General features: G+C 50.5%; 27 protein-coding genes and 1 other RNA gene. 13 read left to right on the top strand and 15 right to left on the bottom strand.

The window, feature by feature from the left end; translation table 11 throughout:
• Positions 1-43 precede the first annotated feature (43 nt).
• The 5 genes from recR to BJJ97_RS10985 all read right to left on the bottom strand — a co-directional run bounded on the left by recR (position 44) and on the right by BJJ97_RS10985 (position 4,346).
• Entirely contained in the window at positions 44-649 is a 606-nt protein-coding gene (recR, locus tag BJJ97_RS11005) for a recombination mediator RecR (protein WP_039487881.1), read from the bottom strand.
• Positions 649-978 (bottom strand): YbaB/EbfC family nucleoid-associated protein, encoded by a 330-nt coding sequence (locus BJJ97_RS11000; protein WP_005976112.1) that lies wholly within the window; start codon positions 976-978, stop codon positions 649-651. Before BJJ97_RS11000 ends, recR begins: the two co-directional genes overlap by 1 nt.
• 40 nt (positions 979-1,018) lie before the next feature.
• Positions 1,019-3,106: a DNA polymerase III subunit gamma/tau gene (gene dnaX, locus BJJ97_RS10995; RefSeq protein WP_095993954.1), complete on the bottom strand. Its 2,088-nt coding sequence runs from the start codon at positions 3,104-3,106 to the stop codon at positions 1,019-1,021.
• A 74-nt stretch (positions 3,107-3,180) separates the two neighbouring features.
• Positions 3,181-3,735, bottom strand: a complete 555-nt coding sequence (gene apt / locus BJJ97_RS10990) for an adenine phosphoribosyltransferase (protein ID WP_095698780.1) — start codon at positions 3,733-3,735, stop codon at positions 3,181-3,183.
• Positions 3,736-3,950: 215 nt separating this feature from the next.
• Complete coding sequence (locus BJJ97_RS10985) at positions 3,951-4,346, bottom strand: DUF454 family protein (RefSeq protein WP_095993953.1); 396 nt, start codon at positions 4,344-4,346, stop codon at positions 3,951-3,953.
• A 208-nt stretch (positions 4,347-4,554) separates the two neighbouring features.
• On the opposite strand from BJJ97_RS10985, the gene priC reads away from it, so the two are divergent.
• The gene (gene priC / locus BJJ97_RS10980; RefSeq protein WP_095993952.1) at positions 4,555-5,091 is read left to right on the top strand and encodes a primosomal replication protein PriC; all 537 of its coding nucleotides are present in this window, start codon (positions 4,555-4,557) and stop codon (positions 5,089-5,091) included.
• A 37-nt stretch (positions 5,092-5,128) separates the two neighbouring features.
• Entirely contained in the window at positions 5,129-5,299 is a 171-nt protein-coding gene (gene rsmS / locus BJJ97_RS10975) for a pleiotropic regulatory protein RsmS (RefSeq protein WP_095993951.1), read from the top strand.
• A 55-nt stretch (positions 5,300-5,354) separates the two neighbouring features.
• Here rsmS and acrR read toward each other — a convergent pair whose 3' ends face one another.
• Positions 5,355-5,996: a multidrug efflux transporter transcriptional repressor AcrR gene (gene acrR, locus BJJ97_RS10970; RefSeq protein WP_095993950.1), complete on the bottom strand. Its 642-nt coding sequence runs from the start codon at positions 5,994-5,996 to the stop codon at positions 5,355-5,357.
• A gap of 165 nt (positions 5,997-6,161) precedes the next feature.
• Between acrR and BJJ97_RS10965 the strand changes: the two genes are divergently transcribed.
• The 6 genes from BJJ97_RS10965 to BJJ97_RS10940 all read left to right on the top strand — a co-directional run bounded on the left by BJJ97_RS10965 (position 6,162) and on the right by BJJ97_RS10940 (position 12,377).
• Positions 6,162-7,355: an efflux RND transporter periplasmic adaptor subunit gene (locus BJJ97_RS10965; protein WP_095698776.1), complete on the top strand. Its 1,194-nt coding sequence runs from the start codon at positions 6,162-6,164 to the stop codon at positions 7,353-7,355.
• Between the two features lie 28 nt (positions 7,356-7,383).
• Positions 7,384-10,512 carry an efflux RND transporter permease subunit gene (locus tag BJJ97_RS10960; RefSeq protein ID WP_095698775.1) on the top strand — a complete coding sequence of 1,043 codons (3,129 nt, stop codon included), beginning with the start codon at positions 7,384-7,386 and terminating at the stop codon, positions 10,510-10,512.
• Between the two features lie 232 nt (positions 10,513-10,744).
• Entirely contained in the window at positions 10,745-10,993 is a 249-nt protein-coding gene (locus BJJ97_RS10955) for a type B 50S ribosomal protein L31 (RefSeq protein ID WP_015839361.1), read from the top strand.
• A gap of 17 nt (positions 10,994-11,010) precedes the next feature.
• Positions 11,011-11,154 carry a type B 50S ribosomal protein L36 gene (ykgO, locus tag BJJ97_RS10950; protein ID WP_005976091.1) on the top strand — a complete coding sequence of 48 codons (144 nt, stop codon included), beginning with the start codon at positions 11,011-11,013 and terminating at the stop codon, positions 11,152-11,154.
• A gap of 597 nt (positions 11,155-11,751) precedes the next feature.
• Positions 11,752-12,120 carry an Hha toxicity modulator TomB gene (tomB, locus tag BJJ97_RS10945; protein WP_005976089.1) on the top strand — a complete coding sequence of 123 codons (369 nt, stop codon included), beginning with the start codon at positions 11,752-11,754 and terminating at the stop codon, positions 12,118-12,120.
• 53 nt (positions 12,121-12,173) lie between these two features.
• On the top strand, positions 12,174-12,377 hold the full coding sequence (locus BJJ97_RS10940; protein WP_005976087.1) for an HHA domain-containing protein: 204 nt from the start codon (positions 12,174-12,176) through the stop codon (positions 12,375-12,377).
• Between the two features lie 461 nt (positions 12,378-12,838).
• Here BJJ97_RS10940 and ffs read toward each other — a convergent pair.
• An RNA gene (gene ffs / locus BJJ97_RS10935) (signal recognition particle sRNA small type) lies at positions 12,839-12,935 on the bottom strand.
• Between the two features lie 185 nt (positions 12,936-13,120).
• On the opposite strand from ffs, the gene BJJ97_RS10930 reads away from it, so the two are divergent.
• The gene (locus BJJ97_RS10930) at positions 13,121-13,441 is read left to right on the top strand and encodes an MGMT family protein (RefSeq protein WP_095993949.1); all 321 of its coding nucleotides are present in this window, start codon (positions 13,121-13,123) and stop codon (positions 13,439-13,441) included.
• A 19-nt stretch (positions 13,442-13,460) separates the two neighbouring features.
• Here the strand turns inward: BJJ97_RS10930 and BJJ97_RS10925 are convergent, their stop codons facing one another.
• Positions 13,461-14,042 carry a YbaY family lipoprotein gene (locus tag BJJ97_RS10925; RefSeq protein ID WP_095993948.1) on the bottom strand — a complete coding sequence of 194 codons (582 nt, stop codon included), beginning with the start codon at positions 14,040-14,042 and terminating at the stop codon, positions 13,461-13,463.
• A 212-nt stretch (positions 14,043-14,254) separates the two neighbouring features.
• Between BJJ97_RS10925 and tesB the strand changes: the two genes are divergently transcribed.
• Positions 14,255-15,118 (top strand): acyl-CoA thioesterase II, encoded by an 864-nt coding sequence (tesB, locus tag BJJ97_RS10920; protein ID WP_095698773.1) that lies wholly within the window; start codon positions 14,255-14,257, stop codon positions 15,116-15,118.
• A 127-nt stretch (positions 15,119-15,245) separates the two neighbouring features.
• Here the strand turns inward: tesB and amtB are convergent, their stop codons facing one another.
• From amtB to BJJ97_RS10895, 5 genes are all read right to left on the bottom strand, one after another.
• The gene (gene amtB, locus BJJ97_RS10915) at positions 15,246-16,532 is read right to left on the bottom strand and encodes an ammonium transporter AmtB (RefSeq protein WP_167385195.1); all 1,287 of its coding nucleotides are present in this window, start codon (positions 16,530-16,532) and stop codon (positions 15,246-15,248) included.
• A gap of 39 nt (positions 16,533-16,571) precedes the next feature.
• Complete coding sequence (glnK, locus tag BJJ97_RS10910) at positions 16,572-16,910, bottom strand: P-II family nitrogen regulator (protein WP_039485501.1); 339 nt, start codon at positions 16,908-16,910, stop codon at positions 16,572-16,574.
• 359 nt (positions 16,911-17,269) lie between these two features.
• Positions 17,270-19,048 (bottom strand): SmdB family multidrug efflux ABC transporter permease/ATP-binding protein, encoded by a 1,779-nt coding sequence (locus BJJ97_RS10905; protein WP_095993947.1) that lies wholly within the window; start codon positions 19,046-19,048, stop codon positions 17,270-17,272.
• Positions 19,041-20,810 carry a SmdA family multidrug ABC transporter permease/ATP-binding protein gene (locus tag BJJ97_RS10900; protein ID WP_095993946.1) on the bottom strand — a complete coding sequence of 590 codons (1,770 nt, stop codon included), beginning with the start codon at positions 20,808-20,810 and terminating at the stop codon, positions 19,041-19,043. The genes BJJ97_RS10905 and BJJ97_RS10900 overlap by 8 nt, the downstream gene beginning before the upstream one ends.
• A 78-nt stretch (positions 20,811-20,888) precedes the next feature.
• Positions 20,889-21,350: an Lrp/AsnC family transcriptional regulator gene (locus tag BJJ97_RS10895; RefSeq protein WP_005976040.1), complete on the bottom strand. Its 462-nt coding sequence runs from the start codon at positions 21,348-21,350 to the stop codon at positions 20,889-20,891.
• Between the two features lie 280 nt (positions 21,351-21,630).
• Here BJJ97_RS10895 and BJJ97_RS10890 point away from each other — a divergent pair, with 280 nt between their 5' ends.
• The 3 genes from BJJ97_RS10890 (at position 21,631) to queC (ending at position 24,161) form a co-directional block, all read left to right on the top strand.
• Positions 21,631-22,074 carry a hypothetical protein gene (locus BJJ97_RS10890; protein ID WP_095993945.1) on the top strand — a complete coding sequence of 148 codons (444 nt, stop codon included), beginning with the start codon at positions 21,631-21,633 and terminating at the stop codon, positions 22,072-22,074.
• A 156-nt stretch (positions 22,075-22,230) separates the two neighbouring features.
• Positions 22,231-23,307: a PLP-dependent cysteine synthase family protein gene (locus BJJ97_RS10885; RefSeq protein ID WP_095993944.1), complete on the top strand. Its 1,077-nt coding sequence runs from the start codon at positions 22,231-22,233 to the stop codon at positions 23,305-23,307.
• Between the two features lie 158 nt (positions 23,308-23,465).
• Entirely contained in the window at positions 23,466-24,161 is a 696-nt protein-coding gene (queC, locus tag BJJ97_RS10880; RefSeq protein ID WP_095993943.1) for a 7-cyano-7-deazaguanine synthase QueC, read from the top strand.
• A gap of 95 nt (positions 24,162-24,256) precedes the next feature.
• Here the strand turns inward: queC and BJJ97_RS10875 are convergent, their stop codons facing one another.
• Entirely contained in the window at positions 24,257-24,655 is a 399-nt protein-coding gene (locus BJJ97_RS10875) for an acyl-CoA thioesterase (RefSeq protein WP_095993942.1), read from the bottom strand.
• A gap of 105 nt (positions 24,656-24,760) precedes the next feature.
• A complete protein-coding gene (locus tag BJJ97_RS10870) occupies positions 24,761-25,126 on the bottom strand; it encodes a helix-hairpin-helix domain-containing protein (RefSeq protein WP_095698765.1) in 366 nt (121 codons plus the stop codon).
• Positions 25,127-25,188: the final 62 nt, after the last annotated feature.

The following is a 25,188-nucleotide window of genomic DNA, read 5'->3' as shown; positions in this document are numbered from 1 at the left end:
ACAAGACTGCGGCTGCCAGATAATGATGCTGGCAGCCGACAGATTAAAACCGGAAAGGCTGACGACCCGCGAGTGAATGGGAAAGAGTGGTGCCATCGACCATCTCCAGCTCACCGCCAACGGGAACACCGTGTGCAATGCGGCTGGCCATCACACCGTGTTGTGCGCACAGTTCAGCGATATAATTCGCGGTGGCATCACCTTCTACCGTCGGGTTGGTCGCCAGAATCACTTCGCTCATCGATTCCACTTGCAGACGTTCTTCCAACCGCCCCAAACCGATATCGTCTGGGCCAATGCCATCCAACGGTGACAAATGCCCCATCAGAACGAAGTAACGACCGGCAAACTGCCCCGTCTGTTCAATGGCATGAATATCAGCCGGGCTTTCTACCACGCAAATCTGCCCGTTTTGCTGGCGTCGCGGGTTCGAGCAAATCGCACAAACGTCCTGCTCGGTAAATGTCCGGCAATCGCTACAGTGACCGATTTCGGACATCGCCCGCGTCAACGCCTGCGCCAGACGCATACCGCCACTGCGGTTACGTTGCAGTAGCTGAAACGCCATGCGCTGCGCCGACTTGGGCCCAACGCCCGGCAGGCAGCGCAGCGCTTCCATCAATGATTCAAGAAGCGGACTGGTCTGCATCAGAACGGCATCTTGAAGCCCGGCGGCAGTTGCATACCGCTGGAAACCGACGCCATTTTCTCTTTCTGCGTTTCAGCAATACGACGAGCGGCATCGTTGAACGCCGCAGCGATCAGGTCTTCCAGCATCTCTTTGTCGTCTTCCATCAGGCTTGGATCGATCTCAACACGGCGGCAGTTATGCGCACCGTTGATCGTGATTTTCACCAGACCTGCACCCGATTCGCCCGTGACTTCCAGATTCGCAACTTCTTCCTGCATCTGCTGCATTTTTTCCTGCATCTGCTGGGCTTGCTTCATCAGGTTGCCAATTCCACCTTTACCAAACATAGTTTTCTCTCTATCACGTCGGGCTGCGTACTCGCAGCGGTTAAACAGGGCGGATACTTTCTTCGTCCAGTTCCGCATCAAAGAAACGCCGCAGCGTTTGAATCGTTGTATCGGCCAGAATTGACTGACGCGCCTGCGCCAGTTTCTCTTCATAGATAGCCTGACGCCACTCCAGCGGCGTCCGTACCGCCGGATTGTCGTCTTCAGTAATCAGTAATTCTACAGGATGCCCGTAGTAAGCCATCAATGCGTCCACCAGCGTCTTTTGCGCCGCAGGCGAATTCAGGTGCCGCTGGGATGAACGCAGATGCAGATGGATCTTACCTGCTTCTTCGCTCTCTTTAAACGCATTGAGTGCCAGCTGTTGTACCAGCTTTGGCAACGTCAGGCGATGGATTTCCGCCGCCCATGCATCCCGCTCCAGTGACTCTTCCGCCAGCCGTGCCGCCAGTTCAGGCGTTTTTTCGTGCTCTAATGCTGAACGCAACGCTTTTGGCGTCGCGACATCGACCTTCTCTTCTTCGACTTTATTCTGCGCTCGCCAGCGATAGGCTTCCGGCTTTTTGGGTTCGGAGGAAGAGGTTTTCGCGTTTTGCCGTTGAATGCTGCGCTCAGTCACCGAAGCCAATCGCTCCAGCGCTGAGGTTGCCGGCCGCGTGTTGTCAGACGCTGCCGGATCAGCCTTTTTTGGTGGCGTACTCCCCTGTTTTCGCAGGAGCTGGCTGCGAGCCTGTAATAGCTGAGACGTTGCATCAGGCAGCTCGCTCTCACCATACTGATCCGCAGACCCCGTTGACGCAGGCATTTCCCCTAACGGCGGCGCATACGCAGAGGCATCCATCGGCGGTTCGGAAGAGTAAGATGGCGACGGCACGTCTTCATGAGATTCACTGCTTTGCGGCATTGGCGCACGAACCGTCGCCGGTGTCGTGGCAACAGGCTGCTGTGCAGGAGTCTGGAGAGAAGGCTGAATAATAGAAGGCGCACGCGCAGCTTGAACAGGCGCGGCGTTTACGGGTGCCACAGGTTCGGCAATAATCTGGCTGGGGTGAAACGCCAATGCTCTCAGTAGCGTCATTTCAACGCCCATGCGGCGATCGGGCGCAAAAGGCAGTTCTTTACGGCCAATGAGCATCGTCTGGTAGTAAAGCTGCACGTCCGCTGGCGGCAGCGCACGTGCCAACTCGCGCATACGGGCTTCAACCGCAGCGTAATCATCACCCAGCGCAGCAGGCAGCAGTTGAACCATCGCAATACGATGCAACAGCGTCTGAGTTTCTACCAACAGTGATTCCCAGTCCACACCTCGTGCCGCGACCTGGTCTAATAGCGACATGACCTGTGCCCCATCGCCTTTCGCCAGCGCTTCAATAAGTGCTAGCGGTTGCTCATCGTCCAGCGTGCCCAGCATGTGGCTGACGGAATCCGTCGTCACCTGCCCTTGCCCCATAGCAATAGCCTGATCGGTCAGACTCAGCGCATCACGCAAGCTCCCATCAGCAGCACGAGCCAGAAGCTGTAGCGCACGTGGCTCACTGACGAGATTTTCTGCCTGTAATACCTGTTCCAGATGCGCACGAATCTGTTCGACATCCAGCGCTTTGAGGTGAAATTGCAGGCAGCGCGACAGAATGGTCACGGGCAGTTTTTGCGGATCGGTGGTCGCCAGCAAGAATTTCACGTGCGGAGGCGGTTCTTCCAGCGTTTTCAGCAGCGCATTAAAGCTGTGGCGCGATAGCATGTGCACTTCGTCGATCAAGTACACCTTGAATCGCCCACGAGCGGGGGCGTACTGCACATTATCCAACAGATCGCGCGTGTCTTCGACTTTAGTGCGAGACGCCGCATCGATTTCGATCAAATCGACAAAACGGCCCTGTTCGATTTCGCGGCAGTTATCACACTGACCACAAGGCGTTGCCGTCACGCCCTGTTCGCAATTCAGCCCTTTTGCCAGCAAACGGGCAATCGACGTTTTCCCGACACCGCGGGTGCCAGAAAACAAATACGCGTGATGAATTCTGCCTAGGGAAAGGCCGTTAGCCAACGCGGTCAGGACATGCTCCTGACCGACAACATGGGTAAAGGTTTGGGGACGCCACTTACGGGCAAGAACCTGATAGCTCATCAATACCGCAACAGTCGAGTTATTGAGGCGATCATGCTAACACAGCCACGCCGCTATCGGCGAGACTGTTATGATTAATGTCCGGGGAAGTCAACCAGGCTATAGCAGGTTACACCCATCTCGGTCAGGCGTTGCTCGCCGCCCAGATCGAACAAATTGATGATAAAAGCGGCATCATTGACCGAACCACCCAGACGACGGATCAATTTTACCGTCGCTTCGAGCGTACCGCCGGTTGCCAGCAGATCGTCGATCACCAGCACATTATCGCCAGCGGAGATTGCATCTGCATGAATTTCCAGCGTATCTGAACCGTATTCCAGCTCATAGCTTTCACTGATAGTCGGACGTGGCAGCTTGCCAGGTTTACGCACGGGAACAAAACCCACACCCAGCGCCAACGCAACTGGGGCGCCAAACAGGAAACCACGCGCTTCCGTCCCGACAACTTTCGTCACACCGGTGTTGCGGTAACGGTTTGCCAGCATCTCAATACTGGCCGCATAGGCCACAGGATCTTCCAGCAGGCTGGTGACATCACGGAACAGTATGCCCGGCTTAGGATAATCGGGGATGCTTTTGATACTGTTTTTAATTAATTCTGCCTGCTGCGCTGTTACGGTCGTCATAGTTGTGCCTGATAAAACGTTCTGAACATACCAATGCCGGTCGCCACAAGGCTTTCATCATCGCATGATGCGATGAATAGGCATTATGACAAAGAGGAAAAATGGCGACCCGTGCACGAAAACGGTCAAATCTAGTCAAAGTGACGGATAAATGCAACCACCCGCACTCTGGGTGTGTATTTTTTGTCTGTCCGTCACAGAGGCCACCGCTTACACTATCTTTTCGGATTCGCGCTCTGCGTTTGTTGTTCTGGATCAACCACGGGTAAACGAAGCATGAAGGTCAGTAAAATAGCCAAAATGGCCAACAGCAAAATCCTGACCCAAACGAGCTTAACCAGCCAGAGCGAAAGCGCGAACGTTAACAGAATCATGGTGACAGCCTTCCATTTTGCACCCGGCGGCAACGCCCGATGTTGCTGCCAATGGCGCAGATAGCTGCCAAACCAAGAACGGTACAGTAACCAGTCATGGAAACGCGGGGACGAGCGGGCAAAACACCAGGCGGCCAGTAGCAAGAAAGGCGTTGTCGGTAATAAAGGTAACACGACACCCAGCGTTGCCAGCACAACGGAAACCCACCCCAATATCATCAGCAACACGCGATACATATTCACCTTTATGCTCTGTTCACTACAACTATGTGTTGTCTACTCAATATGCGTTGTCTACGACAATGTCTATCACACTTTATCACCACCTTGCCCGATGAATTAGTTAAGATATCCTCATACAGTGTATTAAGGCGATGTAGACTCACAGTGTCGACCTACCAAGCACCGATTCGCTGAATCATCAGCCTCACCGTAAGGGATAAAAGTGAACACGCATCGATTGCTGCAGGCACTTGAACAACAAATTAACACGCTGGCGAAAGAGCTTGAACCGCTGGCGGATAAAGCTGTGCCGCAATCGCGCTTTGATCGTCAGCTTTTTAGCAGCTACGGTACCCGGCTACGTGACTATCGCGCCGAAGTTGAACAAAACCTGCACGCAATAAAGCAGTTAGTCGCAGAGCAGCGCACCGATCGCGTGGCGTTTCTGGCAGAAAAATTGGTCAGCCAGATAGCCGCACTGCAGCGTGAACTGGCGACGCAGTCATTACGCAGGCAGGAGCAAAATACAGCCCCACAGCCGGAAGATGTGTATCACAAGCTGGCGGAACATCAGGATTATGAGCGCCGTTTGCTTTCCATGATTCAGGATAGAGAAAGCTTGCTCACCACGCAGACGCTCTTCAGCGAGCAACAGCGATTACAAAAAGAGCTGGCGGCGCTGGAAGGAAGGCTATCACGCTGCCGTCAGGCGTTATCGCGACTGGAGCGTCAGATAGAACGCCGAGAGCAAGGACTATAGCGCGGCGGCTTCGCCGAGAAAAAAGAGGAACCGCTTCATGTCACTTGAAAACGCCCCACCCGACGTCAAGCTGGCGGTCGATTTGATTATGCTGCTGGAAGAAAACCAGATCGAACCGCGTATCGCGCTGGCCGCATTGGAGATTGTGCGCACCGATTTTGAAAAGAAGATCTCACAAGAAGAGGGTGACGCTAAATCCTCTGCCTAAGACAAAATAACTCAGCACGTAAAGGCAACGGGTGTTAGCGCCGTCGATCAATCGCTTACTCGGTGGGTTTACGGAGCGCCAGGCTAAAATGCAACATATCGATAAAGGCATCTACTAGCGATGGGGCTTCCTGATCGAGATCGAAACTTTCCGGCAGAAATAGCCAGTTCTCCATCACGCCAGAAAAATAGGCACGCAGCGCAATCGCCGCACGACGAGGATGAATATCCGTCGGCAACATTCCCAGACGGATGCACTCAATCAGATTCTCTTCAATATCGACATAACAGGAGAGGTAAAGCTCTTTGCGCGCATTGTACGATTGCAACATTTCACCGACAAACTCACATTTGTGAAAAGCGATCTCCATAATAGATCGCCAATGCGTATCATTAACGGTTAAACGCAGCATATAAATCAATAGTTCACGCATCACGCGGAGTGGATTATCAGGAAATTTTGTCTGATACTCTATTTCAAACTCACTGATCTTTGACTCTGCTAACGCCCAGATCTCATCAAAGATTTCGGCTTTGTTCTTAAAATGCCAATAAATAGCACCGCGAGTCACACCAGCAGCAGTCGCAATGTCAGACAATGAAGTCGCAGACACACCATGCTCAGAGAATACTCTTAACGCAGTATCCAGTATCTGTTGCCGGGTTTCCTGAGCCTGTTTTTTGGTTTTTCGTGCCATGATAATTTGGTTTTTCGTGCCATATCGCTGTATTTGAAGGAAAGTGAGATTTACATACATTCAAGTATGTATGTAACATAGCACGAACATAAGACTATAGCAGCAATGGGTTTTTGAGCTTGTGATCCATTGGTCAATTTCAAATCGGACACTTGAGGTTTATCTATGAACAAAAACAGAGGGCTAACGCCTCTGGCGGCAGTTCTGATGCTTTCCGGCGGCTTAATGCTCGCAGGATGTGATAGCGGCAATAATCAACAAGGCGGCGCACAGCAGCAGATGCCTGAAGTGGGTATTGTTACGTTGAAAACGGAAGCACTGAATGTCATGACCGAACTGCCGGGCCGTACAAGTGCTTACCGCATTGCTGAGGTTCGCCCACAGGTTGGCGGGATTATCCTCAAACGCAACTTCGTTGAAGGATCTGACGTCAAAGCTGGTGCATCGCTGTATCAGATCGATCCTGCGACATATCAGGCAAGCTACAACAGCGCCAAAGGTTCACTCGCTCAGGCTCAGGCTCAGGCAGAAATTGCCCGCTTGACCGTTAATCGCTATAAGCCGCTGCTGGGCACCAACTACGTCAGCAAGCAGGATTACGATCAGGCTGTCGCTACGTCCCGTCAGGCTGATGCCGCGGTTCAGGCTGCCAAAGCGGCAGTGGACACCGCACAAATCAATCTGGCTTACACCAAAGTCAATTCGCCAATCGAAGGCCGTGTAGGTAAATCTACGGTAACGGAAGGCGCATTGGTAGCAACCGGACAGGCAACGGCATTAACGACCGTGCAGCAGCTTGATCCGATCTATGTTGACGTCACGCAGTCCAGCAACGATTTCCTGCAACTGAAGAAAGAGCTGGAAAACGGAACGCTGAAACAAAGTGAAGGCAAAGCCAATGTCCGCCTGCTGTTGGAAAACGGTACTGAATATACTGAGGCAGGTACATTAGAATTCTCTGATGTCACGGTAGACGAAACCACCGGTTCTATCACACTGCGCGCTATTTTCCCGAACCCACAGCACAACCTCCTTCCCGGAATGTTTGTACGCGCTCGCCTCGATTCCGGCGTAAACCCAACAGCCTTGTTAGTTCCTCAGCAAGGTGTTACCCGCGATCCACGTGGTCAGGCCACGGCAATGGTGGTTGGGGAAGGCGATAAAGTAGAACCCCGCACGCTTAAAACGAGTAAGGCAGTTGGTGACAAATGGTTAGTTACCGAAGGCTTGAAAGCGGGCGATCGCGTTATCGTCACTGGTCTGCAAAAAATCAGACCCGGTGCGCAGGTGAAAACTAAAGAAGTCGCTTCAGAAAATCAGCAGACGCCGCAAGCGTCAGCAGAACCCGCGAAGTCTTAAGACGTTCTAACAGGAGCCGGTATAATTCATGGCTAAGTTTTTTATAGATCGACCCATTTTTGCATGGGTGCTCGCCATCATGGTGATGCTGACGGGGTTGCTGGCAATTGTTAAATTACCTATTGCCCAGTATCCAACGATCGCACCACCTGCGATTGAAGTAACAGCAAATTATCCAGGGGCCGATGCATCAACGCTGCAAGATTCCGTGACGCAGGTTATCGAACAGAATATGAACGGTATCGATAACCTGATGTACATGTCATCAAGCAGTGACTCTTCAGGTACAGTGCAGATTACGCTGACCTTTGACGCAGGTACGGACGCGGACATCGCGCAGGTTCAGGTGCAGAACAAACTGCAACTGGCCATGCCGCTGCTGCCGCAGGAAGTTCAGCAGCAAGGGGTTAACGTTCAGAAATCAAGTAGCAGCTTCCTCATGGTTGCCGCCTTCATCAGTGAAGACGGTAAAATGTCGCAGGAAGATATCGCTGACTACGTGGCTGCTAACGTTAAAGATCCTATCAGCCGTACATCCGGCGTAGGTGACGCGCAGCTGTTTGGTGCTCAGTACGCGATGCGTATCTGGCTGGATCCAAACAAACTGAACAACTATCAGTTAACTTCAGGTGATGTCACCGCAGCAATCAGAGTCCAAAACAACCAGATCGCAGCAGGACAACTGGGGGGAGCACCACCCGTTCCCGGCCAACAGTTGAACGCCTCGATCATTGCGCAGACCCGACTGAACTCAGCAGAAGAGTTTTCTAAAATCCTGCTGAAGGTTAACGCTGACGGCTCTCAGGTTCGTCTTAAAGACGTTGCCCGCGTTGAATTGGGCGCAGAAAGCTATGACACGATTGCACGTTACAATGGTCAGCCCGCTGCTGGTATCGGTATCAAGCTGGCGACAGGCGCGAATGCGCTGGATACCGCGACTGCCGTAAAAAACTCACTAACAAAACTGGAAGAGTTCTTCCCTTCTGGCATGAAAGTGGTTTACCCGTATGATACAACGCCCTTCGTTAAAATCTCGATCAACGAAGTAGTGAAAACACTGGTAGAAGCCGTCGTACTGGTATTCCTGGTTATGTATCTGTTCTTGCAGAACTTCCGTGCCACGCTGATCCCAACCATCGCGGTACCGGTCGTCTTGCTGGGGACGTTTGCTATCCTCTCCGCGTTTGGTTATTCCATTAACACCTTGACGATGTTCGCGATGGTTCTCGCCATCGGGCTTCTGGTGGATGACGCCATCGTCGTCGTGGAAAACGTGGAACGTGTCATGGCGGAAGAAGGCCTGCCGCCTAAAGAAGCGACAAAACGCTCCATGGAGCAGATCCAAGGTGCGTTGGTCGGTATTGCACTGGTCCTGTCCGCGGTATTCGTCCCAATGGCGTTTACCGGTGGTTCGACAGGGGCAATCTACCGCCAGTTCTCCATCACTATCGTTTCTGCAATGGTGCTGTCGGTTCTGGTTGCATTGATTTTGACACCTGCGCTTTGTGCAACGCTGTTAAAACCGATTGCCAAAGGCGATCACGGTGAGAAGAAAGGCTTCTTCGGCTGGTTCAACAGACTGTTCGAGAAAAGTACCCATCACTACACCGATAGCGTGGCAAATATCCTGCGCAGCACGGGTCGTTATCTGGTCATCTATCTGCTGATTGTTGTGGGACTGGCGGTGTTGTTCTTACGTTTGCCAGCGTCCTTCCTGCCAGACGAAGACCAAGGGGTTCTCCTGAACATTGTTCAGTTGCCTTCCGGTGCGACGCAGGAAAATACGCAGAAAATCATGGACAGAATGACGCAATACTATCTCGACAATGAGAAAGGTAACGTCAAGTCTGTGTTTACCGTGACCGGCTTCGGGTTCTCTGGTCGTGGGCAGAATGCCGGTCTGGCTTTCGCCAGCCTGAGTGACTGGAGTGAACGAAGCGGCAAAGAAAATAAAGTTCTGGCGATTGCAGGCCGAGCAAACGCAGCCTTTAGCCAGTATAAAGAAGCGATGGTTTTCGCAGTCAACCTTCCTGCGATTATCGAACTGGGTACCGCAACAGGTTTCGACTTCCAGTTGATTGACCAAGCTAACCTTGGGCACGCAAAACTGACGGAAGCACGTAACCAACTGCTGGGCATGGCGGCACAACGTCCTGATACGCTGGTGCAAGTTCGTCCTAACGGGATGGAGGATACACCGCAGTTCCGTCTCGATATCGATCAGGAAAAAGCACAGGCGCTTGGTGTGTCACTGTCGGATATCAGTTCAACATTGGCAACCACGCTGGGTGGTTCTTATGTAAATGACTTTATCGATCGCGGTCGCGTGAAGAAAGTTTACGTTCAGGCCGATGCGCCTTTCCGTATGTTGCCGGATGACATCAAAAACTGGTACATCCGCGGTAGCAACGGACAAATGGTGCCATTCTCTGCATTCACGCAGAGCCACTGGGAATATGGTTCACCGCGTCTGGAACGTTATAACGGCCAACCATCCATGCAGATCCAAGGTGAAGCCGCGCCAGGTAAGAGTACCGGTGAAGCCATGGCACTAATGGAAGAGTTCGTCACCCAATTGCCGCAGGGTATTGGCTACGAATGGACGGGTATGTCCTATCAAGAGCGGTTATCAGGCAACCAGGCACCGGCAATCTATGCCATTTCACTGATTGTCGTGTTCCTGTGTCTGGCAGCGCTTTATGAGAGCTGGTCAATCCCGTTCTCCGTCATGCTGGTGGTTCCATTGGGGATCATCGGTGCGTTGATTGCGGCGAATATGACAGGTCTTGAAAACGACGTTTACTTTAAGGTGGGCCTGCTGACAACCATAGGGCTATCGGCGAAGAACGCCATATTGATTGTCGAATTTGCTAAAGATCTGATGGAGAAAGAAGGGAAAGGACTGATTGAAGCAACGCTTGATGCCGTTCGTATGCGTTTGCGTCCAATCCTGATGACATCACTTGCCTTTATCCTCGGTGTTATGCCGTTGGTTATCAGTAGTGGTGCCGGTTCCGGTGCACAGAACGCCGTTGGTACTGGCGTAATGGGCGGTATGATTACCGCAACCGTGCTGGCTATCTTCTTCGTTCCTGTGTTCTTTGTTGTTGTCCGCCGTCGCTTCGGCAAGAAAGTCGACGACACAACAGCGCACTAAGACCGAATCCCTCCGATATACTCTAAAAGGCCGCTTAGCGGCCTTTTTTACGCCCCTGCCCCAGTCCTATGACTAACCTGAGCTAAGCAGCACTATGCGCTGTTTGGCTCAGGTTAGTCGTCTCTATAGTGGCTTAGAGAATGCTGACGTCTACCGCAACATAATAGTTGATCCTGATGCTAAAAAAGCGCAACATAATAGATATGTTATAACATAACAATCAGAGGCAGCTATGAAAGCGGGTATTCATCCTGACTATCGCACAGTGGTATTTCATGATACCAGCGCGGATGTCTATTACAGGACTGGGTCAACCATTAAAACCGATCGAACCATTGAGCTTGAGGGTACCAGTTACCCTTACGTCACCATTGACGTTTCTTCGGCATCGCATCCCTATTACACCGGGAAGCAAAAAGAATATTCCAAAGAAGGCAGCACAGCGCGCTTCCAGCAGCGTTTTGGGAACTTCTTCAAGTAATCAGAGAGGGCTATTAAATGCAGGTGCTTAGTTCGCTACGTTCAGCAAAGAATCGTCATAAAGATTGTATTGTGGTCCGCCGTCGCGGGCGCGTTTACGTTATATGCAAATCCAACCCGCGCTTTAAGGCTGTGCAAGGCGGGAAAAAGAAAAAAGGTTAATCTTTCTCGCATCCATCCCGATACAGTCAGTGTTATGACGCTAACAAGGCTGTACGGGATGATTCGCATGAAAAAACTGCTGAAACAATAAGATAACGCATACCAACACCCCTTATCCGTTGAGTAATCTCTTCGCATTCCTTCTGCCATTTCTCATATTTTCAGATAGAAATAATTAAATAATCAGCAGCCGAGTTTATTCTATGCTCATTGTTACAACAAAAATTCTGAGAATTAATCAAAATAAATAGCAGTGAAAACCTTACCTATTATCCGCGAACTTTACGAACACTTTTGCTATAGTCATATATAGAATGACGTAACCGTAACCAGCATGGTATAGCTATACTTAAGGTTAAGTCATGAGATGTTGGTATTTACGCCAACGCTATTTCGCGACATAGTAGATACTGGGAGGGACGATAATCACTGTTTTCTCATTCATTACAGAACAAATCACAATGGTTCAACGCCCTGTCTGTAACAACATGAATACGAAACAACGTTAACGTTTTATCTTGTAAGCTTCATCAGTCTACCTGTTTACCAGGTGTTAACCGCAGTAACACTGAATAACGGCTTAACGGAGGGATTGATATGGATGAGTACACACCAAAACATTATGATATTGCCCAACTCAGATTCTTATGTGAGAATCTGTGTGACGAAAGCATAGCAACGTTAGGTGATAGCAGTCACGGCTGGGTCAATGATCCAACATCTGCGATCAATCTCCAATTAAATGAACTTATTGAGCATATCGCTACGTTTATTCTCACATTTAAAATAAAATACCCTAACGAAAGTGAGCTTTCAGAGCAGGTTGAAAAGTATTTGGATGATACTTACGTCTTGTTTAGCAACTATGGAATTAATGATGCTGAACTGCGGCGTTGGCAGAAGTCCAAAGCAAAATTATTCGGAATGTTCTCAGGGGAGAACGTCTGTACGCCTGCTAAAACTTAAGCAATAATTTATTTATATTTTTTAACCACCAGGTACTGCTTGCATAGGCCATTATGAAAAAAATCGACTATTTGATGCGTTTGCGTAAATGCACAACCATTGACACTCTCGAACGCGTTATTGAAAAAAACAAGTATGAACTCTCCAATGATGAACTGGAGATGTTCTTTTCCGCAGCGGATCATCGTCTGGCAGAGCTGACGATGAACAAACTCTACGACAAAGTCCCTACTGCAGTATGGCGATACGTTCGTTAATTCCTAACGAAACGCATACAAAAACTGACATTAAATACACTGCGCCGATAATATTATCGGCCTTTGTTTTTATTATCTTTTTAACGTATTAATTGCGTAAGACTTGTAACAAATTGTATTTTTTATATTAAGTAAAAATGAATTATTTCTCATATCCCACACTTATTTCTCCGGCACTCATCGTTTATAACAATCGCATCGATAGCATCCACGAATAGTATATCCCGTGATGAAAATAGAGGATGTAATAATTACCGCAATTATTACTCGCTAAGTAAAGATGCACAGTAATCCTCTCGAAGCAGCAGCGATCGAAAAATGACACCTATCGAGCAAAGAATGGCGGCTCAGCGTTTACGTCTGTCAGAAAATGGGTTTATGGCAGAGAGTTTAATTTACGTGCAGAAGATGAAGACCAGTCTGGCGATGAAGCGATTACCGAGGGCACAAATTGGTGGAGGCCCTGCCAGCTACATCCCGGCACACACGTCTCCTGCTGCGGCTGCTTCCTTCCGGACCTGACCGAATCCACAGGTTAGTGTTGCGGGAGAACCGACAGGGCCTCCATTGACGACTTCATAACAGCTTGCACATGATAACCGCAACGCGTCATAAAGCGGTGGGCATTATCGGCGATGGGATAGGCAATTGCAAGCTAACACAGACTAACCGTTGTTTTCTTACCCACCCCACTGTGCCACTATGATGCTCAATCGGTTTAGGAACAGCAGGAACATCCGCTGATGTCAGAAGAAAACGATAATTTCCGCCAGCGCGTTTTTCAAATCGTTGCGGCAATCCCTTACGGAAAAATAGCGACCTATGGCGACATCGCACAGCTTGCCGACTCACCCAGAGCATCCCGACAAGTCGGCGGAGTATTAAAACGTCTGCCGAAAGACAGCAAACTTCCCTGGCATCGGGTAATCAATCGTAAAGGCGAAATATCGCTGGTTGGTGGGGACTATATGCGTCAAAAGTCAGCGCTACAGGCGGAGGGCATTATTTTCAATCGTCAGGGAAAAGTTGATCTTGCGAAATACCGCTGGCAATACGCGCCATAACGGCGCGTATTCAGATGAATTACCAAATGGTCTGTGGTGCAGTAGATGACGGGCCAGACTGCCCCTGAAGCATATGAGGGGTCTGATTCGTCGGGTTAGACATCATTGATTCCTGATTTTTCGCCGGTAAGGGAACAGAAGCGACAGGTACCAGCACCAAATCGGCGTTATTTACCCCGTTGCTAATAACCGGCAATACGTTCTCCGTCACCATGACGATACGATTATCGATTGCAATCGCAGCACTGAGTAAGATACGCGCATTGGGCTGGATATCAGCCGGGTTATACGGTAGCTCGAATTGGAAAGGTGCCTGCTTTCCTTCTGTACGCGTCACACGCTGGGTAATCACTTTTGAAGGCGCATCCGCCAGCGATGCATCAGACACCGTAACGGTCAAAACGGCGTTGTGAGGTAGCGCAATGCGCTGACGAATATTCACCGTACCCGTTACCGCAGGCATCGCGACAGCTGGGCGCTGTGAAGAAACACTGGTGACAGGTGCGCCAGTTTGACGAGAAACGCCATAATCATTCCTCTGTGCGCATGCAACCAGAGTCATCGATAACGTGATACCGCCTAAGATATGCCATAATTTCATTCGGTCAGTCTCCTTTATTATTGTCAGACTACCAGTATCGAAAACTGGTACTCATAAATAGTATGATTCAACCAACACAATAATGATGGTGCAAAATTCTGATATTTTCCTGAAAACCACACACTTATTGCAGTGAAAATCTATAACCAGATATTTTACACATTAAAAAACAAACAGATAACTAGCCATTCGCATCCATTGGGGCCGATACCATGAGTCAATCACTACAACACCTTCTCGACCTCCTGCATTTAGAAAAGCTCGAAGAAGGGCTATTTCGCGGACAAAGCGATGATTTGGGGCTGCGTCAGGTCTTTGGCGGGCAAGTCGTCGGCCAGGCCATGTCGGCCGCTAAACAGACCGTTCCCGTCGAGCGCAACATTCACTCTTTCCACAGCTACTTTTTGTTACCCGGTGACAGTCAGAAACCGATTATTTATGACGTTGAAAACCTGCGCGATGGCAACAGTTTCAGCGCCCGTCGCGTTAGGGCCATCCAGAATGGTCGCCCCATTTTTTATATGACGGCGTCATTTCAAAGTCATGAAGAAGGGTTTGAGCACCAAAATGTAATGCCAAACGTCACACCGCCAGAAGATCTGAAATCTGAGCAGGAAATCGCACAAGACATGCAGCACCTTCTGCCGCCCCGCTTTCACGATAAATTTATTCAGGCCAGCCCGATTGAGATACGCCCGGTTAAATTCCATAACCCACTAAAAGGCGAAGTAGACGAACCGGTGCGACACGTCTGGTGCCGAGCCAGCAGCCCACTGCCGGACGATAAGCGTATTCATCAATATCTGCTCGGTTATACGTCTGACTGTAATTTCCTACTCACGGCCTTGCAGCCTCATGGCGTTGGCTTTTTGGAACCGGGTATGCAGGTCGCCACGATCGATCACTCAATGTGGTTCCATCGTGATTTCCGGCTGGATGACTGGCTGTTATATACCGTGGAAAGCACGTCTGCATCCGGTGCTCGTGGTTTCGTTCGTGGGCAATTCTATACACGGGAGGGCGTGCTGGTTGCATCCAGCGTGCAGGAAGGCGTAATACGTCGCCGCCAGCCGTAGCAGCCTCGTCATGTAAAAAACCACCTCATCAGAAGGTGGTTTAACACTGATAATAAAACAGGCGTGGAGTTTCCCCCACGCCTGCTTATTTGTACTCAAACGATCTTGCTGATTAATTTACGCGATCTTATTGGTTGTAAGCACTCTCGCCATGGCTGTTGACGTCCAGACCTTCGCGCTCTTGATCTTCAGGTACACGCAGGCCGACAACCATATCCGCGATCTTGAAGGCGACAAATGCCACCACGCCAGACCACACCAGACAAACAATCACGCTGAACAGCTGCACCCAAACTTGGTGTGCCATCGTCACGCCTTCCGCATAGCCAGTACCGCCCAGTGATGCAGAGGTGAATACGCCAGTCAGGATACAGCCAACGATACCGCACACGCCGTGAACACCGAACACATCACACGGGTCATCCACACGCAGCCATCTTTTCAGTACCGTTACGCCCCACAGGCCTGCAACACCACCAGCCAGACCGATGATCAGTGCACCGCCGACGCCAACCGTACCCGCAGCAGGCGTGATTGCCACCAGGCCAGCGATACAGCCAGAACATGCGCCCAGCAGAGAAGGCTTACCACGTACCATCCACTCACCGCCAACCCATGCCAGAATTGCAGCAGCAGTTGCAACAACAGTGTTCAGGAAAGCCAGAGCGGCGATACCGTTCGCAGCACCTGCAGAACCCGCATTGAAACCAAACCAGCCGATGTACAGGATCGCCGTACCGATAAACACCATCGGCAAGTTATGCGGTTTGAAGGCCTCTTTGCCAAAACCAGCACGTTTGCCCAGCAGGTAAGCACCAACCAACCCAGCAACCGCAGCGTTGATGTGAACCACCGTACCGCCAGCGAAGTCCAGCGCGCCATCCGCAGCCAGATAGCCACCGCCCCATACCATGTGCGTCATCGGCAGGTAAGAGAACGTCAGCCACAGCGCAACAAAGATCAGTACAGCAGAGAAACGGATACGTTCAGCAATCGCCCCGACAATCAGCGCAACAGTGATACAGGCAAAGGAAGCCTGATAAGCCACGTGTACGAACTGATAGAAGGTGCCACTGATGGATTCAATCCCAATGCCTTTCAGCATAAAGGTGCTGAAACCACCGAAGAAGGCATTACCTTCGCTGAAGGCCAGGCTATATCCGTAAACCACCCACAGGATACAGACCATCGCGAACGTTACGCTCACCTGCGTCATCATGGACAGTACGTTCTTAGAGCGAATCAGGCCGCCGTAAAACAGTGCAATGCCCGGTATAGTCATAAAGAGTACCAGTGCGGTACAAATCATAATAAAAGCGTTATCCGCTTTATCAATCGTCGGTGTCGCAGCCATTGCCCAGGTCGGGAGTAATGCCGCCACACCGAGACCTAATGAAGAGAGTAGTTTTTTCATTTTCATCCATCCCTATTTACGTATCTACGCTAGGTGTTGTTAAAGTGCGGCTTCGTCAGTTTCACCCGTACGAATACGGATAACTCTTTGCAACTCGGCGACAAAAATTTTGCCATCACCAATTTTTCCGGTGTACGCGGATTTGCTGATGACGTCGATCACTTCATCCAGTTGGTCGTCTGCAATCGCGATATCAATTTTTACCTTAGGTAAAAAGTTAACGCTGTATTCTGCACCGCGGTAAAGCTCCGCGTGCCCTTTCTGACGACCAAATCCTTTCACCTCAGTGACGGTGAGCCCCTGGATGCCAACAGAAGATAACGCTTCACGTACATCTTCCAGCTTGAATGGTTTTATCACCACAGTAACCAGTTTCATTTATCTTCCCCCTAGCCATTATGTTCAGGCTTTCGCCCGTCACTTGTTCGATTACATGCTCTATGAAGTAGGTCTACGTCATGACTAAAGCAAAGGATGTGCCATAAATGATTTATCTGGCACAAATCAGGAAAGAGAACGCAATTAACGATAAGAAAGGGCAAAAAGAAAACCCGGTGGGAAAGAAGTGCAGGAAGAATCGGGCAAGAATTGCACTAATTTAGTGCACGGCGAGTATTTTCAGTGCAGCGGGGGAAAAACCTGAATCATGATGCTTATTGATGGTGCGAAGCCATGAATAGACTGTCAGTCTGCACCACACAAGGCGGTGCAGACTGAGATACTATCTCAGGTAAGTCTCAGTGCGCAGGGCAAGGCTCCGTGCTGGTGGCGGCAAGATCCTCTCCGGCGAGCTGCAATTGATACATTTGATAATAGCGCCCCTGCTGTTGCAGCAGTTGCTCATGCGTTCCCCGCTCAACGGTTTGCCCATGATGGAGCACCATAATCGTGTCGGCCTCAACGATAGTGGAAAGCCGATGGGCGATGATAATCAAGGTCGTTTGTTCCCGGATAATGCGCAGCGCCTTTTGCACCGCCTGCTCCGTACCCGAGTCAATATTCGCCGTCGCTTCATCGAGAATCAGGATTTTAGGCGTTTGCACCAGTACCCGCGCAATCGCCAGCAGCTGCTTCTGTCCGGTAGACAGGTTATTCCCCTGCTCACCAATGCGCGTGTGCAATCCTTCCGGGAAAGCACGAACCAGTTCGGCAAGCTGCACCACTTCCAGCACGCGCCAGACGGCCTCTTCACTGATATCACGCCCCAGCGTTACATTCACAAACATGGATTCCGCCAGAACAACCGGATCCTGTTGCACCATTGCCACATTTTGGCGCAACACCGCATGAGAAAGCGTCGACAGCGGGCGGCCATCAAGCCGAATCTCGCCCTCATCCGGCGCGTAATACCCCATAAGCAAACTGGCTAGCGTACTTTTCCCACTGCCGGTATGTCCGACCAGCGCGACGAATCCGCGCTCAGGTATCGCCAGAGAAATATTCTGTAGCACACGTTTTTCTGTGCCATACGAGAAAGAAACCTCATCAATATCGACGCGCCCAGTTGCCAGAGGACGATCATCATCGCCGTAGCTCTGCTTTTTGCCATCCATCAATTCAAAGATACGCTCACCAGCGACGACCGCCTGCTGTAACATGGACTGCTGGGTTGTCAGTTCAATCAGCGGTTCATTCAGACGGCCCAAATAGTTGATAAACGCGTACAAGACTCCAACGCCAACCGATCCCATTGAGCTGAAACCGAATTGGATTAACAAGCCACACAGCACCATTGCGGCAAACAGACTCAGCAACGGCCTCAGCAGGAAACCTTCCAGACGCAGGGCCTTCATCCGCGCTTCATAATGTTCATAGCTGGCTTCGCCCAATTTCTTGCCAAAGCGAGCCTGCTGGCGAAACTGCTGAATGACGCCCATGCCATTAATCACTTCGTTGAAACCATCATTGATGTCGGCCAGATAGCTTCGTACCTTGCGCACAGTCGGCGTACTAAAGCGATGGTACAGCACCATAACCGTCGCTACCGCAGGGAAAATCATCAACGCAACCAGCGCCATCTGCCAGTTCAGACTGAACATCGCCACCAGCATGGCACCAACCAGCGCCGCACTGCGTAATACCGTCGACACCACCATGACGTACAGGTCTTTGACCACTTCGGTGTCATTGGTAACGCGTGAAATCAGTTGCCCGACAGGCTGCGTATCAAATGTACTCAGCGGCTGGCGCAACGCCGCATCCATCACATCAATACGCAATTGCTGAACGACACCGACCGCGACCCGGTTAAACAGTAGCGTCTGAAAATAGTGCAGCGAGGCCGCCAGAATTTGCAGCAGGATATAGGCCATTGCCAGACCAGCCGCAATCGCCAGCGGGAACTGGCCTTTTGCTATCAAATCATCAATAAAATAGCTCACCAACACGGGGCCTGAAACTTCAGCGATTGCGGCAATCCACAGCATCAGGACGCCCTGCATTAGCGGTTTTCGCCAGGGGGAACCATAGGCCAGCAAGCGTTTCAGGGTTGGCCAAAACTGTTGAGGGCTATTCATTTTTCGTTCCTTCCAACTGCGGCACATCATCCAGCGCCGCCTCCAGCTGTTGATAACGGTACATATCCCGATACCAGCCAGGTTGTGCCGCCAGCGTCCGGTGTGTGCCACGCTGCACCGTTTGTCCTTGCTGCAACACCACAATTTCATTCGCTTCGGTTAGGGCTGACAGGCGGTGTGCGCTAATGATCACCGTCCGTTTTTCACCCCATGTTTTGAGATTCTGTAAAATCTGGTGTTCCGTTCGCCCATCAACCGCAGACAACGCATCGTCCAGCACCAGAATTTCAGCATCCAGCAGTAATGCACGGGCAATCGCGATCCGCTGTTTTTGACCGCCTGATAGCATTACGCCGCGCTCTCCGACCTCTGTCTGATAACCCTGAGGCAAACGCAGAATGTCGTCATGCACGCTGGCAAGCCGTGCCGCCTGTTCAATCTCTTGTTGGGTAGCATCAGGCCGGCCCAGTGCGATGTTTTGCGCCACCGTATCGGAAAACAAAAAGGGCATTTGCCCCACAACGGCAAAACGGCTCCGCAGTTCATCCAACCGAATAGCACTCAATGGACGATCGTGATAACGAATCTCTCCCGACTGGGCATCGAAATGACGCAAAATCAACGCCAGCAGCGTACTTTTACCCGATCCTGTCGGCCCACATAGTCCCAGCATATTGCCAGGTGCCAGCGTAAACTGAATATGTTGTAAAGCATCACGGGTATTATCCGAGTAGCGAAACGCGGAGATATTCACCTCAAGCACGCCCCGCTCGGCAGGTAATGATTCCTCACCGTCTTTCACCACGAGATCTTCCGCAAGCAGTTGCCGAATACGGCTATATGCCGCGCTACCACGCTCAACAATATTAAACATCCAGGCCAGCGCCAGCATCGGCCAGATCATCAACCCGAGATACATAACAAAGCTGGTCAACAAGCCTAAGGTCAGTGAACCGTTAATCACCATCCAACTGCCGCCGCCAATCGCCAGCAAATTCGACAGCCCGACGGCAATATAAATCGTGGGATCAAAGCGGGCATCAACTCGGGCGACGTGCATGTTCTTGGCACCAGCATCCGCCGCAACCTGCGCAAAACGCGCGGACTGATAGTTTTCCAACCCGAAGGCTTTAATCATCCGAATGCTGGTCAAACCTTCCTGCGCCTGATCGTTAAGTGAAGAAAACGCCGCCTGTGCGGATTTAAAACGGTTATGCAGTTGGGTGCCGTAGCGTTTGATGAAAATCGCCATGACCGGCATCGGAAGCAGCGCCAGCAGGGTCAGTTCCCAACTAATTTGAGTACACATGACAACCAGAACGGCACAGCCCATCACCATTGAATCGACCAGCGTCAGCACGCCCTCCCCGGCGGCAAAGACCACGCGATCGACATCGTTAGTCGCTCGCGCCATCAGATCGCCAGTTCGGTGACGTTGATAAAATGCCGGATGCTGGCGGCTCAGTTGGCGGTAAAAATCCTCTCGTAGCTCAACCGCCAACTGGTATGACGCACCAAACAAGAACACTCGCCACACATAGCGCAGCAGATAGACCATGACGGCAGTCAGCAGCATCACGCCAATCCACTTCATCATTTCGGTCATCGACATGCCGTGCTGTGTTACACCATCGACAATCACGCCGACCAATTTAGGGGGCAACAATTGCAGAATGGCAATTGCAATCAATAGCGCAACAGCACCCAGATAGCGCCGCCATTCGCGGCGAAAATACCAACTCAGTTGAGCAAACAGTCTCACGCGGTTTTCATTCCAATAGCCAGACGGGTCATGACAGACTCAGACAAGTAATTATACAAAAGACGGATATACGATGAATCACAGGGATAAGGGCAGTGCCGTGGTATGTTTGATTCGTTCCATAGCAAAGCTAGATGTTACATCGACCAGCCCGGGAATACCATTCACCAGCCGTTTATAGAAATCATCATAGCTTTTCATATCAGCAACCTGAACCTGCATCAGGTAATCGTATTCGCCAGCCATACGATAGAAAGCCAGCACCTCCGGCATGTCGGACACTACGCGAGTGAAGGTCTGATACCAGTCACGGTTGTGCTGCTGCGTCTTCAGTAAGACAAACGCCGTCAGCCCTAACCCCAGACGTTCATTATCCAGCAGCGCCACCCGAGCCCGGATGATCCCTTCCTCCTCCAGACGCTTCAGTCGTTTCCAGCACGGCGTGGATGTCAGATTAACCGCATCGGCCAGCGTCTGTAGTGAAAGTGTGCAATCCTGTTGCAGCATATTCAGCAGTGTGCGATCAATTTTATCTAGCATAGTTTTACCTAATATAGCCCGCCGATAGAAAGCTTTGCCCTACTTTCCCCCATTAAGAGAGAAAAGCAATGTTCTTCCCGTTAAAAATCGCCTTCAATATTCACTGACAACATCAAAAAACCACATCACCATTCGATAATGAAAAATCATAATGGATTGTATAATATGGAATTTCATTACCTTTTACAGAAGGTAATACGATAAGCAGACAGATTGATTTCTACAATTCATTACGCATCAGCCAGTGACGTATTTTATGCCAATCAGGAGTGGCGAAACGATGACAAAGGATAAAAACAATAAACTCAGTACTATAGGTATGATTTTGGGCGCAATCGGATTAGTGATTGCCGTATCTTACTTTTGGGTCGGACCATCAACACCAGAAGTACCGATTGAAGAGCGAATCGCAGAAAAAATTGTCTCCATCCGTGATACCACGTTGGATAGATTAATAGGAAAAGCGGCGCCCACACCACCACAGCAATCCTCATTCAATGAAGAGCGGTTAGTGATTGCAGCAACATCCGTATTAGGTTGCCTTGCGATAATTTTCGCTGTTTTCGGCTTCGCTCGCCGTGAATCCACCAGACCTTGCATGAGCGCAGCCATGCTTGGTATCGCTGTGATCGCATTCCCTTTCATTATCAGTGCCATCAATATGGCGTTCGCTTTAATGGCTCTCGTTGCGCTAGCTGCAGCCATCGCCATGTTTTTTGGGTAAGCATCCCTCAGTCAGGGAAATAGAAAACATTCCCAAAAAACCAGAAATAAAGAGTAAATATTTTCTTTAAATTGGTCATGAAGAGATAAAAAGATAACCTTTTTATCCTGAAAACTCGTTACTCTATTCGCATCACTGCCTAACCGAGTTTTCATCATGACCAATGCCTGGGTTAAAAATGCCATCAGCGCTATCGAAGCAGATTTTCAGCGTTCGGCTGATACGCACCTTATCCGTCTGACCCTGCCAGATTATCCGGGTATCTATTTTTACCTCAAAGATGAAAGCACACATCCCAGCGGCAGTCTGAAGCATCGTCTGGCGCGTTCTTTGTTTCTCTACGGGCTGTGCAACGGCTGGATTAAAGAAGGCACGCCGATTATCGAAGCGTCATCCGGCAGTACCGCCGTCTCAGAAGCCTACTTTGCACGTTTGCTTGGCCTGCCGTTTATCGCCGTCATGCCTTCCTGTACCGCAAAAAAGAAAATCGAGCAAATCGCTTTCTATGGCGGGCGCTGCCATTTTGTCGAGCAGGCGGGACAAATCTATGCCGCATCCGAACAGCTCGCACAAGAGATGAACGGCCATTATATGGATCAGTTTACCTACGCTGAACGCGCCACCGACTGGCGTGGCAACAACAATATTGCCGATAGCATTTACCGACAAATGGCACGTGAACCGCATACTGTGCCGGACTACATCGTGATGAGCGCAGGAACTGGCGGTACGTCAGCCACGCTCGGACGCTACATTCGCTATCAGGGGCTGGATACGCAACTGGTCGTCGTCGATCCAGAAAACTCCGTCTTCTACGACTGCTACCAGAAGCGTGATCGTTCCATCACAGGGCCATGTGGTAGCCGGATAGAAGGTATTGGTCGCCCGCGTGCCGAGCCTTCTTTTATTCCTGACGTCATTGATCACATGATCAAAGTGCCGGATGCCGCCAGCATCGCAACGCTGTACTGGCTGGAAAGTGTGTTAGGTCGCAAAGCGGGAGCCTCTACCGGCACCAACGTCTGGGGGATGCTGCAACTGGCCAAAGAGATGGTGAGCAGGGGTCAAAAAGGCGCGATTGTGACCCTGCTCTGCGACAGCGGCGAACGCTATCTGGACACCTACTACAACAGCAACTGGGTAGAAAAAAATATCGGTGACATTAGCCCTTATCTCAGAGTGCTGAACAACCCAGAGATAGCTCACCTTTCCCCTGAATCCAGTCTGACGTGAGGTTAGCGTATTCCGCACGCAGCCGCAGCGCTGAATGCGGGCTATTTTCTAGGTAACATGGTTTTCAGATAACCGCGCTTTTCAGGTAAAATAGCGACTTTACACCGCAGTGCGTTACAGACGTATTGCGGTTAACGTCGCGTTAAGGTGAATGAAGAATGAAGCGTGCTGTTGTCGTTTTTAGCGGTGGACAAGATTCCACAACCTGCCTGATTCAGGCTCTGCAAGATTATGATGACGTCCACTGCATCACCTTCGATTATGGGCAACGCCACCGCGCAGAAATTGATGTTGCTCGGGAACTCAGCCAGAAACTGGGTGCAACGGCGCATAAGGTTCTGGACGTCGGCTTGCTGAATGAGCTCGCCACCAGCAGCCTGACGCGTGACAGCATTCCTGTTCCCGATTACGACGCTAATGCACAAGGCATCCCCAACACCTTTGTTCCGGGAAGAAACATTCTTTTCCTGACGCTCGCCGCTATCTACGCCTATCAGGTTGGTGCAGAAGCCGTCATTACCGGTGTGTGTGAGACTGATTTTTCCGGTTACCCTGATTGTCGAGATGAATTCGTCAAAGCACTGAATCAGGCTATTGTTTTAGGTATTGCCTGCGATATCCGTTTTGAAACCCCGCTGATGTGGCTTAATAAGGCCGAAACCTGGGCGCTGGCGGATCATTACCAGCAACTCGATACCGTTCGTTACCACACACTAACCTGCTATAACGGCATCAAGGGTGATGGGTGTGGTCAGTGTGCCGCCTGCCATCTACGAGCAAATGGGCTTGCGCAGTATCAAAATGATTCCGTGGCTGTCATGGCATCGCTGAAGAAGAAAGCAGGATTACGCTGAGACTTCACTCCACCATTCAGAAACCGACAAGCAGAAACATCACACAGTGTAAAAACAGCAGGCCATGCTTACAGAGAGTGGCCTGCTGCTTCATGTTAACGGCGAATCTCGTTTAGGTGTTCCAGCAGTTTTCCCTCCAGCGGCAGTGATTTTTGCGTCGATAAATCGATGCAGACAAACGTCAGCGTGGCATCCGCCACATCACTTTCATCAGACACTTGGGTTATCTTCTGACTGATCACGCCACTCTTTGTATTCATCTGCAGTAATTCGCTATCAATACGCAGCACGTCACCGAGAACGGCAGGCTTGCGATAGTTGATATTGATGTTCACCACGACGAAAGCAATATTGTTGCTATGCATCCAGCCAAAAGCGGGCAACGTTTCCAGCCATTGCCAACGCGCCTCTTCCAGAAACTCCAGATAGCGCGCGTTATTAACGTGCTGATAAACATCAATGTGATAACCACGAACGGTAATGAAAGTCTGCATAGCGGTGATACTCCTGTGACAACACCAACAACTGGTATGACCTGATAATTAGCCTAGCAGAGGTTCGCAGCCCAGAGGAAGTGCTCGACTGGGCTGCGACTAATATCACAGTTTTAAACGAGAGAGATTTCGCTCAACCAACGCAGCCCCAATTCCCGGGACCTCAGTTAATTGATCGATCTGGGTAAAAGGACCATTTTGTTCACGATAGTTAACGATCGCTTCCGCCTTTTTAAGGCCGACACCGTTCATTATTTCCGCCAAGTCAGCAGCGTTTGCTGCGTTAATGCTTACCTTATCCTCGTCACCATCAGGAAGCGTTGCTTTCTCCGCTTTCTGATCTGCTGGCGCAGACTTCACTACTGTCGCCGTACTGTCGGCGGCTTTAGGTGCCGCCTGCCCCAGTAATGGCAACCCAGACAAACTCATTCCGATGATTAAACACAGTGCTTTTATTCCTGATTTTTTCATGCTGTTTCCTCCTTGTGTGTGACAGCACGGCTACCTTGCCGCAGACCCATCAACACCGCAAA

Source organism: Pectobacterium polaris (assembly GCF_002307355.1).
GTDB lineage: Bacteria > Pseudomonadota > Gammaproteobacteria > Enterobacterales > Enterobacteriaceae > Pectobacterium > Pectobacterium polare.
This window is presented reverse-complemented; position numbering and strand designations above follow the sequence as displayed.

What these genes read in the sequence shown, in the direction of transcription:
- BJJ97_RS10985 (WP_095993953.1), bottom strand. Translation starts at nt 4,346, where the DNA reads ATGTATCGCGTGTTGCTGATGATATTGGGGTGGGTTTCCGTTGTGCTG.
- amtB (WP_167385195.1), bottom strand. Translation starts at nt 16,532, where the DNA reads ATGAAAAAACTACTCTCTTCATTAGGTCTCGGTGTGGCGGCATTACTC.
- queC (WP_095993943.1), top strand. Translation starts at nt 23,466, where the DNA reads ATGAAGCGTGCTGTTGTCGTTTTTAGCGGTGGACAAGATTCCACAACC.
- BJJ97_RS10875 (WP_095993942.1), bottom strand. Translation starts at nt 24,655, where the DNA reads ATGCAGACTTTCATTACCGTTCGTGGTTATCACATTGATGTTTATCAG.
- BJJ97_RS10960 (WP_095698775.1), top strand. Translation starts at nt 7,384, where the DNA reads ATGGCTAAGTTTTTTATAGATCGACCCATTTTTGCATGGGTGCTCGCC.
- BJJ97_RS11000 (WP_005976112.1), bottom strand. Translation starts at nt 978, where the DNA reads ATGTTTGGTAAAGGTGGAATTGGCAACCTGATGAAGCAAGCCCAGCAG.
- ykgO (WP_005976091.1), top strand. Translation starts at nt 11,011, where the DNA reads ATGCAGGTGCTTAGTTCGCTACGTTCAGCAAAGAATCGTCATAAAGAT.
- BJJ97_RS10890 (WP_095993945.1), top strand. Translation starts at nt 21,631, where the DNA reads ATGACAAAGGATAAAAACAATAAACTCAGTACTATAGGTATGATTTTG.
- rsmS (WP_095993951.1), top strand. Translation starts at nt 5,129, where the DNA reads ATGTCACTTGAAAACGCCCCACCCGACGTCAAGCTGGCGGTCGATTTG.
- glnK (WP_039485501.1), bottom strand. Translation starts at nt 16,910, where the DNA reads ATGAAACTGGTTACTGTGGTGATAAAACCATTCAAGCTGGAAGATGTA.
- recR (WP_039487881.1), bottom strand. Translation starts at nt 649, where the DNA reads ATGCAGACCAGTCCGCTTCTTGAATCATTGATGGAAGCGCTGCGCTGC.
- BJJ97_RS10940 (WP_005976087.1), top strand. Translation starts at nt 12,174, where the DNA reads ATGAAAAAAATCGACTATTTGATGCGTTTGCGTAAATGCACAACCATT.
- BJJ97_RS10955 (WP_015839361.1), top strand. Translation starts at nt 10,745, where the DNA reads ATGAAAGCGGGTATTCATCCTGACTATCGCACAGTGGTATTTCATGAT.
- BJJ97_RS10905 (WP_095993947.1), bottom strand. Translation starts at nt 19,048, where the DNA reads ATGAATAGCCCTCAACAGTTTTGGCCAACCCTGAAACGCTTGCTGGCC.
- BJJ97_RS10925 (WP_095993948.1), bottom strand. Translation starts at nt 14,042, where the DNA reads ATGAAATTATGGCATATCTTAGGCGGTATCACGTTATCGATGACTCTG.
- BJJ97_RS10885 (WP_095993944.1), top strand. Translation starts at nt 22,231, where the DNA reads ATGACCAATGCCTGGGTTAAAAATGCCATCAGCGCTATCGAAGCAGAT.
- tesB (WP_095698773.1), top strand. Translation starts at nt 14,255, where the DNA reads ATGAGTCAATCACTACAACACCTTCTCGACCTCCTGCATTTAGAAAAG.
- tomB (WP_005976089.1), top strand. Translation starts at nt 11,752, where the DNA reads ATGGATGAGTACACACCAAAACATTATGATATTGCCCAACTCAGATTC.
- acrR (WP_095993950.1), bottom strand. Translation starts at nt 5,996, where the DNA reads ATGGCACGAAAAACCAAAAAACAGGCTCAGGAAACCCGGCAACAGATA.
- BJJ97_RS10895 (WP_005976040.1), bottom strand. Translation starts at nt 21,350, where the DNA reads ATGCTAGATAAAATTGATCGCACACTGCTGAATATGCTGCAACAGGAT.
- apt (WP_095698780.1), bottom strand. Translation starts at nt 3,735, where the DNA reads ATGACGACCGTAACAGCGCAGCAGGCAGAATTAATTAAAAACAGTATC.
- dnaX (WP_095993954.1), bottom strand. Translation starts at nt 3,106, where the DNA reads ATGAGCTATCAGGTTCTTGCCCGTAAGTGGCGTCCCCAAACCTTTACC.
- BJJ97_RS10870 (WP_095698765.1), bottom strand. Translation starts at nt 25,126, where the DNA reads ATGAAAAAATCAGGAATAAAAGCACTGTGTTTAATCATCGGAATGAGT.
- BJJ97_RS10965 (WP_095698776.1), top strand. Translation starts at nt 6,162, where the DNA reads ATGAACAAAAACAGAGGGCTAACGCCTCTGGCGGCAGTTCTGATGCTT.
- BJJ97_RS10930 (WP_095993949.1), top strand. Translation starts at nt 13,121, where the DNA reads ATGTCAGAAGAAAACGATAATTTCCGCCAGCGCGTTTTTCAAATCGTT.